At 62.5% G+C, this 10,823-nt stretch carries 10 protein-coding genes; 2 read left to right on the forward strand and 8 right to left on the reverse strand.

Features of this window, described 5'->3' with window-relative positions; genetic code table 11:
- Positions 1 to 92: 92 nt before the first annotated feature.
- Both HZR14_RS07765 and HZR14_RS07770 read right to left on the reverse strand, forming a co-directional pair.
- Positions 93 to 1,529 carry a PAS domain S-box protein gene (locus HZR14_RS07765; protein WP_181692292.1) on the reverse strand — a complete coding sequence of 479 codons (1,437 nt, stop codon included), beginning with the start codon at positions 1,527 to 1,529 and terminating at the stop codon, positions 93 to 95.
- Between the two features lie 618 nt (positions 1,530 to 2,147).
- Complete coding sequence (locus tag HZR14_RS07770; RefSeq protein ID WP_181692293.1) at positions 2,148 to 3,473, reverse strand: RNA-guided endonuclease InsQ/TnpB family protein; 1,326 nt, start codon at positions 3,471 to 3,473, stop codon at positions 2,148 to 2,150.
- Between the two features lie 416 nt (positions 3,474 to 3,889).
- On the opposite strand from HZR14_RS07770, the gene HZR14_RS07775 reads away from it, so the two are divergent.
- Together HZR14_RS07775 and HZR14_RS07780 are read left to right on the forward strand one after the other, a co-directional pair.
- Entirely contained in the window at positions 3,890 to 4,318 is a 429-nt protein-coding gene (locus HZR14_RS07775; RefSeq protein ID WP_181692294.1) for an HIT family protein, read from the forward strand.
- A gap of 88 nt (positions 4,319 to 4,406) precedes the next feature.
- The gene (locus HZR14_RS07780) at positions 4,407 to 5,114 is read left to right on the forward strand and encodes a ParA family protein (protein WP_181692295.1); all 708 of its coding nucleotides are present in this window, start codon (positions 4,407 to 4,409) and stop codon (positions 5,112 to 5,114) included.
- Here the strand turns inward: HZR14_RS07780 and HZR14_RS07785 are convergent.
- The 6 genes from HZR14_RS07785 to HZR14_RS07810 all read right to left on the reverse strand — a co-directional run bounded on the left by HZR14_RS07785 (position 5,107) and on the right by HZR14_RS07810 (position 10,610).
- Complete coding sequence (locus HZR14_RS07785) at positions 5,107 to 5,601, reverse strand: DUF7858 family protein (protein ID WP_181692296.1); 495 nt, start codon at positions 5,599 to 5,601, stop codon at positions 5,107 to 5,109. The two genes, HZR14_RS07780 and HZR14_RS07785, sit on opposite strands and share 8 nt — an antisense overlap.
- Positions 5,602 to 5,720: 119 nt before the next feature.
- Entirely contained in the window at positions 5,721 to 6,797 is a 1,077-nt protein-coding gene (cofG, locus tag HZR14_RS07790; RefSeq protein WP_181692297.1) for a 7,8-didemethyl-8-hydroxy-5-deazariboflavin synthase subunit CofG, read from the reverse strand.
- A gap of 48 nt (positions 6,798 to 6,845) precedes the next feature.
- A complete protein-coding gene (cofC, locus tag HZR14_RS07795; protein WP_181692298.1) occupies positions 6,846 to 7,451 on the reverse strand; it encodes a 2-phospho-L-lactate guanylyltransferase in 606 nt (201 codons plus the stop codon).
- Positions 7,451 to 8,209, reverse strand: a complete 759-nt coding sequence (locus HZR14_RS07800; protein ID WP_181692299.1) for a response regulator — start codon at positions 8,207 to 8,209, stop codon at positions 7,451 to 7,453. Before HZR14_RS07800 ends, cofC begins: the two co-directional genes overlap by 1 nt.
- Positions 8,199 to 9,374: a tubulin/FtsZ family protein gene (locus HZR14_RS07805; RefSeq protein ID WP_181692300.1), complete on the reverse strand. Its 1,176-nt coding sequence runs from the start codon at positions 9,372 to 9,374 to the stop codon at positions 8,199 to 8,201. The genes HZR14_RS07800 and HZR14_RS07805 overlap by 11 nt, the downstream gene beginning before the upstream one ends.
- Before the next feature lie 300 nt (positions 9,375 to 9,674).
- On the reverse strand, positions 9,675 to 10,610 hold the full coding sequence (locus HZR14_RS07810) for a complex I NDUFA9 subunit family protein (protein WP_181692301.1): 936 nt from the start codon (positions 10,608 to 10,610) through the stop codon (positions 9,675 to 9,677).
- Positions 10,611 to 10,823: the final 213 nt, after the last annotated feature.

Here is a 10,823-nt window from a genome sequence, read left to right on the forward strand (position 1 = left end):
GGTGCAAGATGTAACGCGCTTATGTCGTACACGCTACACTCAGTAGTTGAGGCCACACTTCTCGATGCATAGCACAGACCTTGTGTGAACACTCACACGAACTCTCCCTGTTCCGCCAACTCGAATTCAAACCGTGCTCCACCATCGGTTCCATCGGTGATAGACAACTCCCAGCCATGGGCTTCCACGATTCGTTTGACGATGGTCAACCCGAAACCAGTACCACCCTGTGCTGACGAATGCCCCGGTTCAAACACTTCCTCGCGCTTTTCGATTGGAATTCCTGGCCCGTCGTCTTCGACGTAAATACCAGTTTCGTCGTGACATCCGACACGGACGGTCACGTCGGGTCCACCGTGTTCAACAGCGTTGCGAAACAGGTTCTCAAAAACGTGCCGTAACCGGTCGGGATCGCCTTGAAAGGTCATCTCATCGACAATCTTGATGGTTGCATCCTCTGTGTCAACAGACCCCCAGCACTTCCCGACGAGGTCAGTCAGGTTGATCGACTCGGTTTTGCTTATCTTGTCGCCTTGGCGAGCGAGCGTCAACGTGTTCTCGACGATCGCCTCCATCCGGTTGAGTGCCTGCAGAAGCGGATCGATATGATCGCTTTCTGCCTGCTCGGCAAGGAGCGTAGCACGACCCTGTGCGACGTTGAGCGGGTTGCGTAAATCGTGGGACACAACACTCGCAAACTCTTCGAGGCGGTCGTTCTGCTGGCGTAACTGTCTTTCCCGCTCGACGCGTTTGGTCACGTTCCGAGTGACCCCAACTAGGCGCGTTATTTCACCATCATTGACCACCGGCGCAAGCTTCGTTTGCCAGAAGCGTGCTCCTTCGCCGACCCGGAGTTCCTCTTCGTACGAGATCGGTTCGCCAGCGTTGATACAGCGGTGATAGTTCGCTTTTAATTCGGCTCCCTGTTCCTCACCGAACACATCTTGTGGTGTTTGGCCCTGTACTTCTCCTGTCGTAATTCCGGTTTGGCGCTCGTAGGAGGGACTGAGGCGTTCAAATTCAAACCGGACACTATTCTCATCTTCCTCGACATTAATGAGAAAGATGGCATCCTCAACGTTGTTCAAGAGGGCTTCGTACTCTTCTGCGAGTTCTTGGGCTTCGGCCTCGTACTCCTTTCGTTCAGTGATATCCCGACTGCTAATGAGAATCCCACAGATGATGTCGTCGTCGAGTCGATTCCGCATTGTGGCTTCGATCCAGCGCCACGAGCCGTCGGCATGGCGGAATCGGACTTCGACAGTCTCGGATTTAGACGGGTTCGAGAGAACTGTCTCCAGCGCGTCGGCGTTTTTGTCCCGGTCCTCAGAATGGACAAACTCGTATCCTTCATGACCAACCAATTCGTTGGGATCGTAGCCGAGAACCCGTGTGACAGCCGGACTGACGTAGGTTATCGTCCCGTCGGGATCGACGACTGTTGCGAGATCATTTACCTCCTCAACGAGCGTCCGATACCAGTTAGACCCGTGCTTCTCGTTCTCTCGGGGTGTCGTATCGTCTCCCATTAGTCGTATTGTGTCCAGTACACATGTATGCATTTTGAACTCATGCTCTATCCCCAGTGCAAGCGGTGCCTTTTTACTATATACGAGTATTTACCGAGACCTTGCTGACTACATGCTCTATATCTTGTACAGTCCGATATGACAGCCCCAATATACACACCGCTACTGTTTTCGGTAAGAGTCTCTGTGCCGTCAACCGCCTCAAGATCGATCCCCCAAGTACTCGATCCGCTCCGCCTATAAAAGAATCCGTGTCATCAAGAATCGCTTCTATGGCGGATTTTCTGCGTCGGTGAGCACCTCGAAGCGACGATATCCGTGACGTCCACGCGAGATTCGGAGACGATACGATGAAACGGATTGCCAAAGCGTTCGCAACGATGGTTCTCCGAGGCTAATTTCTATCACTCCGTAATCTCCTTGAACCCCCATCACGGCCGGCAAACACTCGAGCGTCTGGTTCGTCTGATATCGCGGTCAACCGATCTACAGTCGCCGGAACAGCGTCGATATCCAATTCCAAGGGAACCGTATTGAATACGATCGCGAGGGTCGTGTCTGTATTCTTGCCTGTATCGAGACGATAGAGCCGATCGTCCTATAGTGAACTACCCCACCCTACTCGCTCACGGCTGAGGCCGTTCGCTCCTTGAGGGTAGTGCGGGACCGAAGGTCCCGCTGACCATGCGAACGGGCGCTTCGCGCCCGTGAGCAGATGGGGCTTCCTGTTTCGATGACGCGCTTTGCAGACACCTCTCGAAAGTCATCGGTATCCGTAGGGAGCGCAGTCTCCACAGGCGTGTCTTCGGGCCATCCCAGCCCTAGTTCAGCAAACCCGCGTTGAAGAACGTTCATCGCCGCATTCGCATCACGGTCACACTCAAACCCACAACTCGGACACGAGTGTTCCCGAACCCAGATAGGCTTCGCCGTCTCCACTCCACACCGAGCACACTCTTTCGTCGTCCCCGCAGCTTCTACTTGCACGACGTGACAGCCGTACAACTCGGCCTTGTATTCAAGCAGCGTGATGAACTGCCGCCACGCTGCATCCTGCTTGTTGCGAGCGTTGTGCGACTGCTCAAGCATCCCTGTCACGTTCAAGTCCTCGACGAACACGGCATCGTACTCACGGACGAGCCACGTCGTGATCTTGTGCTGGTAGTCCAGCACCTTCCGCCTGATGTGACGCTTGACTTTCGCCACTTCGCGACGTTGCTTCTCGTAGTTGTTCGATCCCTCTTCCTTACGAGATAACTTGCGTTGTTCGCGGCGCAATCGCTCGTACTCGTCTTCGAGGTCAAGCCAGTTCACGGTCTTACCATTCGACGTGTGGATGTAGCTGAGGATGCCGAGGTCGATCCCGACGCTATTGCTCACGTCCAGCGAGTCCACGTCGGATTTCCCCGGCAGGTCAGCGTCGTCGGTTTCGAGGCCGAACGAGACGAACCACTCGCCGGTTGTCTCCTTTTTGATCGTGACTTCTTTGATGTCGGCTTCGTTGGGGATGTCGCGGTGGTATCGGATTTTGATGTCACCGATTTTGGAGAGCCAGAGCGTCGCGCGTCGGCCACTCGTGTTTTTGAGTTCGAAGCCAGACTGCGAAAACGTCATACTCCGGAACTCCCGTGGTGACTTCCACTTGAGCTTCCCGACTCTGTTCCCGTTGTCTTTCTGGGCTTTCAGGTTCGAGAGGTTCTGGTAGAACCGGGTGACGGTCCGTTGCAGAGCCTTGGAGTTGACCTCCGAAAAGACGGGGAACTCGTCTTTCCAGTCGGGGAGTCGGTAGTGGTGTTTGTACGCGGAGCCGATGTCGTCGGCGTCCACGTTCTCGTATTCGTACAACGTGTAGTTGTACCCTTGGCGATGAATGTCGATGTGTTGCTCCAGTTCAGCCGCTACCTCTTGTGTCGGGTATGCAGGGTAACGGTGACTGTACTCCATCGCTGTCTCTTGATTAGGGTTATGTCTACTTAATGGTTTGTACTGGTGTGCGGCGATTCATCCCCTCCCTACTCGCTCCCGGTGGTCGCTCGTTGAGGGAGGGGCATTCTCGCCTCATTCTGGTAAACATCGCAACTATATACACATCGATCGCACTGCCACCGTGCAATCGAGTGTGTATCGTCTTCCGATCTCTACTCTATTCTCACCTGATTCCTACTCTTAGATAGGGTTGCCTGCCAGTTGAATCTACGGATTAGAACTCTCGGAGTGGCCATCAAAGCGTGGATTGTGTCCGTGTTGTCGGATTCATCCTGCGGCTAACACGCGGGCGGCCCCCGGCCGCGTCGACGTTCCGATGGGGCGGGGCCGACGAGGGATCAAAGTTGATAGGGACGCCGGCCGATCGGACGGACATGTCGGAACCGACCATCTTCGAACGGATCATCGAGGGGGACGTCCCCGGTCACATCGTCTACGAAACCGAGACGGTCGCCGCGTTCCTGGACGCGAACCCCCTCACACCGGGACATACGCTCGTCGTTCCGAAGGAACCGTACACGAGGCTTCGGGACGCCCCGCCGGAGGTCGTCACGGACGTCTTCGAGGCCGTCCGGACGCTCTCGCCCGCGATCGAGGACGCCGTCGACGCCGACGCTGCCACGATCGGCGTCAACGACGGGACCGCCGCCGGCCAGGAGGTCTCTCACCTCCACGTCCACGTCGTCCCCCGTTTCGAGGGCGACGGTGGCGGCTCGATTCACACGGCCGTCGGCTCCGTCGCCGACCTCGACGACGACGAGATCGGCGAGATCGGCTCGGAGATCGCGGCACGACTCGGGTGAGCGGGAGACGAGAGCAAAGAGCGACGGGGTCGATACGGCGAGCGATCCGGACAGCATGTTTTTGTCCGATGCCGGGCGGAGTATAGCTATGTCCGAGACGGTCGCGTTCGTCGGTGCCGCCGGCGGCGTCGGGACGACACGGCTGACGTTCGAGTGCGGGCGGCTGCTGGCGAACGAGGGCGCCGATACCGCGATCCTCGACGCCGCCTACGGCACACAGGGGCTCGCCGATCGGGTGGACGGCCGCATCGACCCCGACATGACCGCGCTCTGTCTGGGCGACCTCCCACTGGAGGCGGGGCTCGTCGATCTTCCGGCGGAGGGCGCGGGGCGACTGTCGGCCTGTCCGGCCTACGCGCCGTTCGAGCGACTCGCGCGTGCGAAGGCTCCGGACGCGGCCGAGCGCTTCGGGGCGCGGATCGAGGAGGCGACACGGCACTTCGAGTACGTTCTCGTCGATACACCGCCCATAGCCACGAACCCGGCCGTCGCGGCGGTCACCGCTGTTGGGACCGCCGCCGTCGTCTGCGACGGCGACCGGGCCGAATCCGCCGTACCGAGGACCGAGGACCGACTCGCGGATATCGGGGTCGAGGCGTCGACAACGGTCCTCACGCGGACGACGGCACATCCGGACGCCGACGTGGCGGTCCCGGCGTTCGAATCGGCGACGCCGACGACGGACCGGAACACCCCCGCCCACGGGGCGCTTCTCGCGGTCGTCGAGGCGATCACGGACGTCCGGATCCAGCGGCCGGGATCGGACGGGCTCTTCGGGACCCTCCCGTTCAAATGAGATCGCCGGGGGCGCTTCTGGCGTCCGCCAGCGGATCCTCCTCCGGTAGCGGCGAGGGGTCGGTGATGACCGACTCGGCGCCGTCGATCCGGTCGTGAGTGGCGACGTACGCCCCGAGTGCGAACTCCCGGTCGCCGAGGCCGGCGAGCGTCCGGGCCTCGGTCCGTGATATCTCTCCGGCGAGCCAGTCTTCGAGGATCCGCCTCGCGGTCGGGGTGAGTGGATCGATCGGCTCGCCCAACAGATACAGCGTCTTGGCCGCCGTCGTCTCGGGGACGTCGGCGACCGCGGCCGCACGGCCGACGCTTGCTCCCTCCGTGTAGGCCTCGACGACCACGGCGGCACGGGCGGGCGAGCAGGGGATTCGTTCCTCGAACGCGGTGAGCCGTTCCTCCAGCGACGCCTCGGTGTGATCGACGGTGGCAACGCCGCAATCTTGCTGTTCGGTCGTCACTTCCAGCCCCGCCGCGATCTCCGACAACGCCATACATACCGATAGTACGTGCTTTGGTTATAAAAGTTGGTGCCGCTCCGGCGTCACGGCGACAGACACCAACTCGAGAGAACGGACGGGGGTCCGCGCTCCACCCAGCCACATCGGAGGTCTCACAACAGCCGTCGGTACCGACGCCCCGCGGCGTCGTCGGCCCCGATCGCGGCCTCGATCCGCGGGGAGAGCCACTCTCCGGAGACGTATCGGTCATGAACCGGCAGTCGTTCGGAGAGGGTGACTCCGGCCCGGTCGGCGATCCCTTCGAGTTCCTGTAGCGCCGGCCACGCGTACTCGGGGTTTATATGGTCGTCGGTCACCGGCGAGACGCCGCCGAAGTCGTCGACGCCACAGTCGAGCAGTTCCTCGACGGGCGCGAGGTTCGGCGGGGACTGGATGCTGACGTCGTCGGGCAGCGCCGTCCGGGCCATCGCGGTCACGCGCCGCATCGTCGCCAGATCGGGGGAATCGCCCCCCCAACGCTCGTTCTCGACGACCGGCTGGACGATTATCTCCTGGACGTGGCCGTACCGCTCGTGGAGCGCTCGGATCGCCAGCAGGCTCTCGGCGCGGTCCCGGAGCGTCTCGCCGATACCGACGAGGATGCCCGTCGTGAACGGGATACCGATCTCCCCGGCGGTCGCGATCGTCGCCAGCCGCCGACCGGGATCCTTCGCGCGGGGGCCGCCGTGGGCGGTGACGTCGGCCGTGGTTTCGAGCATGACCCCCATCGAGGCGTTCAGATCGGCGACGAGATCCATCTGCGCTCGGGTCTGATCGCCCGGGTTCGAGTGCGGCAAGAGCCCACACTCGAGTGCGATCTCGCAGGCTTCCCGGAGATACGAGTGGATCGAATCGTGTCCCCACTCGGCGAGTTGCTCGTGGATCTCCGTGTATCGATCGTCGGGATCGTCGCCGAAGGTAAACAGCGCCTCGGTACATCCCGCGTCGGCACCGCGTTCGCAGATCGCTCGTACCTCCTCGGGCGGGAGGATCGACGCCGATCCGGGCGGATCGTAGTAGGTACAGTACGTACAGGTGTACCGACAGGCGGTGGTCAGCGGGACGAACACGTTGCGCGCGAACGAGAGCTCTTCGGCCGGATCGACGTCGGCCGGCGTGACGGCTGTGAGCCGCTCGGTCTCGGCCTCCGGGACGTCGATATCGACCCCGTATTCTCTCGCGCCGAACACACCGACCGTCGGGGGGTCGGGTAATTAAAAGGATCGCTGTCGGTGGGATCACTCGGTCCGGTGGACCGTAACGCGGCCCCGCGTCGTCGTGACCTCGAAGCCGGCCGCCCGGAGCCACTCGGCAGATCGGCCGGGACCGTACAACAGCAGTTCCGCGAGGTCGTCGGCCTCGTCGATGTCGACAGCGAGCCGGAACGAATCGACGAGCGTCGCCTCCGTGCCGGCCGCCGAGGCGATGCGTCGGTGATCCGCGATCGACGCGCCGTGATAATCCGTATAAAACCCCGGCGTCCGGGTGACGAGGGCGTTCGTGCCGCCCCCGAGTCCGGGGGCGAGAACGACCTCCCCGTCGGCCTCGAAGAGCCGCGACAGCGCCTCCGGGGTCGCGAGCGCGAGATCCGACATCACGACCGCTGTCGGCGGTTCCAGCCGAGCGTTGACCGCATCCGTCAGCGGCCCGTTGTCCACGGCGACCGGCCATCGGCAGTCGATCGGGTCCGTCGAGAGCACGGTCGGGGAGACGTCGATCGCTTCGAGGGTCGAACAGACGTCACGGAGCATCACGCGGGCGAGCCGGCCCCGTTCGTCCGGAGTGAGGACGCCGGCGAGCCGCGTCTTCGGCTCGCTCGCCGCGAAGGGAACGAGGACGTCCATCACTTCAGGCGGCTCGGGGCCTGCTGTCTGGATTTATAGACCCAGTAGCCGCCGCCGAGCAACACCGCGAGAACGATCACGACGCCGACACCGAGAAGCGCGTTCCGGATGAGCCGGCTCTGGGAGACCTCGCCCTCGGCCCGTTCGGCGAGGTCGATCGCGTTCTCGAAGTTGCCGCTCTCGTAGGCGGAGATCGCGCTGTCGAGCGAGGACCGTGCCTCGTCCGACCCCGACTCCTCGACGGCCTCGCTCGCGCTGTCGATCGCTTCGCGCGCTTCGCGGCTCTGTTCGGTGTAGTGGTGGACCTCGTGGCTGCCGATGGTCCGTTCAGTGCCGCCCTCCCGCTCGAGCGTGAACGCCGCCGCGACGAAGCGGTCCGGCGGCTCGTAGCTCAACGCTTCGAGTTCGGGCGTCGTTCCCGTCACGCGGACCTCGACTCTCGCGGTGTCGTCGTCGATGTCGACCGGTTCCGTCGCGGTCGGCCCGTCGGCGTCCTCACGAGAGAGTTCGTCGCCGGCCTGATTGTACCGTCTGATCGTCCAGGTGGCGTTCTCGAGTTCCGTGTTCGCGACGAGCGTCCACCGTTCGAACTCGTCGAACAGGCCCGTCACCTCGAACGTCGCCTCGAAGTCAGTCCCGACCTCCGACTCCTCGGGTAGGTCCTGCGGGCTACTCTCCACTGCGGTCGCCGATCCCGCGAACAGCGCTCCGAACAACGAAACGGCGACGAGCGCGGCGACGAGTTTGCTACTCTTCATCGTCGCCGTATTGTATCAGGTCTTCTAAATTGTCTTCGCTCTTGGATCTGAGCTCCTCGCCTCGCTCCTCGGCTTCGATCGCCATCCGCTGCATGTCCTTGACCCGAGGGACGTCGGTAACGCCGGCCAGAACGACGATCGCAGCGACCTTCTCCTCGTTGGGGAGCGGATAATCGCCCGCCCGTACCTCCATACATTCGGTCTGGTTTTCGAGCCATTTGCGCGCCTTGTCGATCCCCTTCCGGCTGAGCGCGTCCGGCGGCCCCGAGACCAAAAGCAGCGCCCGTTCGGTGCTATCGAGCTCGGCCTGCAGCGTCAACTTCCCGAGAGTCGCCTTCCGAACGAGCGAGGTAATCCGGTTCGTCGCGTCCCCGGACGTCGAGAAGTCGTTTCGACTGTTTCCGCCGCGTAACCGGCCCAAGAGCCCCTTGCTCTCGTTGTTTGGATCGATCGATTCGCTCGCGTACCCGACGCTCGTGATCCCGTGTTCGCCGAGCGTATTGATGATCTCGGAGGCGTCGACGACGCTCTCGGCGACGTTGTCTCCGAGGGCCTCGATCTCCCCCGCGGAAAACAGCGCACCGAAGCGGGTGATGATCTCGGCGTTGATTTCGGCGTATCCCTCGCCGATGCTCTCGCCGCCGGTTTTGAACGCGTCGTTGTCGAAGACGAGGAGGTTGTCGACGGACTCGGCGAAGTTCTGGAACGAGCGGGCGGCGTTTCGGTTGTAGATACCGCCCTCGTCGCGGCTCGGGAGGATACCGAGCCCGTAGATCGGTTCGACGTAGAGCCGCTGGAGATGGTCTGCCAAGACGGGCGAGCCACCGCTTCCGGTCCCGCCACCGAGCCCGGCGATGATCAAGAACGCGTCGATCTCACTGGAGACCATCCTGTCGATCGCGCTTTGGATCTCCTCTAGGTCCTCGCGCGTGCACTTTTCACCCAGATCCGGCTCGGTTCCGGCTCCGTGTCCTTTCACTACGGACTGCCCGATGAGGACCCGGTTCTCGTTCGGCACGTAATCGAGCCCCATCAGGTCCGCTTTCGCCGAATTGACGGCGATGGAGTGGCCGATGATGCCGGTACCTCGACTGGCGTCGTACTCGAGGAACCGGTCGAGGATCTTCCCGCCGGCCTGCCCAAAGCCGATCATTGCAAGTTTCATATCGGTCCTTGTCCGAATAGCGTCCCACGGAATTGATAAGCTTTCGGCCGATGTCTGACGCTCGACGGACGATACGGCTGGCGGGAACGAGACAGCCGGCTAGACGAGACAGCCGGCTGGATGTCACGCACGCGGCGCGTTCGCGTGAGATTCATACTGGTGGACGAAATCAAATAAAACCGACTCACGAGTGATCCGCCGTTCGCTCCGTCGAACGGCGTGATCCTCGTGCGTCGTGTGTACATTCTTTTGTCCGTCAGTATCACAAGGTACTCCGAAACCGTCAACACAGGTACTCCGTCACAAGTACTCCGAAACCGTCAACAGTTCCGCGGGATCGATCCCGAATGCGGAGACGTCGTTGGTCTCGACCGTATTGTCGAACCGGAGTGACCGGTACTGGTCCGACCCCATCCGGGGGACGCCCGGAACGGCATCCAACACCGAGCCGGGGATGCGATCGAGCGACTTGAGACCGATCTCCGCAAGTGGCATCGGTATCGAAACGACGCTGACCGGCCGGCCGTCCGCGCCGTGGGCGAGTTCGGCGATCTCGGCGAGCGTCAACACCTCCGGGCCGCCGATCCCGTAGGTCTCGCCGGCGTGGGGATCGGTGCTCTCGCCATCGTCGTCGCGCTCGCCGCCGTCGGTTGCGTCGGCGAGCATCGGAACGAGATCGCCGACCCAGATCGGCTGGAAGCGGGTCTTTCCGCCGCCCGGAAGCGGCGTGATATAGGGCGGTGCGAGCCGTTTCGTGTAGGGGATGAACTCCCCGCCGTCGCCGAAAACCACGGAGGGCCGGATGATGACCCACTCGAGGTCCGACCCGCGGACGACTTGCTCGGCGAGGCCCTTCGACCGGACGTAGGCGGTTTCCCCGTCGGGATCCGCGCCGAGCGCGCTCAACTGGACCATCCGGCCGACGCCGTGTTCCTCGGCCGCCCGGACGACGTTCGCCGTTCCCTCCTCGTGGACACGGAAGTGCATCTCGTTGCCGCCTGCGGGGCGAAACAGCGGCGACAGCGCAACGAGGTTGACGACGGCGTCGTGGCCCCCGAAGGCCCCTTCGATCGAGTCGTAGGCAGTCACGTCTCCCCTAACGGTCTGGACGTCCGCCGGGAGGTCCGCCGAGTCCGGCGAGCGTGATACCGCCGTCACGTCGTGCCCTCGGTCGTATAGCTCCCGACAGAGGTGTGTGCCGATGAATCCCGTCCCGCCGACGACCAGTACGTGCATAGCATAGATAGGTCCGCGCGGGATATAAACCATCGTGACGCGGCCCTCGTCTCTGTGAGGATGTGAACAACCTCGGGCGCGGTGGCCCGAGGCTTTTGTAATTCCCTTAGATCCCCCCACGCCGCGGTGGCGCGCGCTCGGGGCCGTGCCCGAGGCGGGCGGCGAGCAAAAGCGAGCCGCCCCGCCCGAGGGCCGCCGCCGAACCCCCGTGCG

It is taken from the genome of Natronomonas salinimetallica, from assembly GCF_013839515.1.
In the GTDB taxonomy this organism is placed as follows: domain Archaea; phylum Halobacteriota; class Halobacteria; order Halobacteriales; family Haloarculaceae; genus Natronomonas.

What these genes read in the sequence shown, in the direction of transcription:
- HZR14_RS07765 (WP_181692292.1), bottom strand. Translation starts at nt 1,529, where the DNA reads ATGGGAGACGATACGACACCCCGAGAGAACGAGAAGCACGGGTCTAAC.
- HZR14_RS07775 (WP_181692294.1), top strand. Translation starts at nt 3,890, where the DNA reads ATGTCGGAACCGACCATCTTCGAACGGATCATCGAGGGGGACGTCCCC.
- HZR14_RS07800 (WP_181692299.1), bottom strand. Translation starts at nt 8,209, where the DNA reads ATGAAGAGTAGCAAACTCGTCGCCGCGCTCGTCGCCGTTTCGTTGTTC.
- HZR14_RS07810 (WP_181692301.1), bottom strand. Translation starts at nt 10,610, where the DNA reads ATGCACGTACTGGTCGTCGGCGGGACGGGATTCATCGGCACACACCTC.
- HZR14_RS07785 (WP_181692296.1), bottom strand. Translation starts at nt 5,601, where the DNA reads ATGGCGTTGTCGGAGATCGCGGCGGGGCTGGAAGTGACGACCGAACAG.
- HZR14_RS07770 (WP_181692293.1), bottom strand. Translation starts at nt 3,473, where the DNA reads ATGGAGTACAGTCACCGTTACCCTGCATACCCGACACAAGAGGTAGCG.
- HZR14_RS07805 (WP_181692300.1), bottom strand. Translation starts at nt 9,374, where the DNA reads ATGAAACTTGCAATGATCGGCTTTGGGCAGGCCGGCGGGAAGATCCTC.
- HZR14_RS07780 (WP_181692295.1), top strand. Translation starts at nt 4,407, where the DNA reads ATGTCCGAGACGGTCGCGTTCGTCGGTGCCGCCGGCGGCGTCGGGACG.
- cofC (WP_181692298.1), bottom strand. Translation starts at nt 7,451, where the DNA reads ATGGACGTCCTCGTTCCCTTCGCGGCGAGCGAGCCGAAGACGCGGCTC.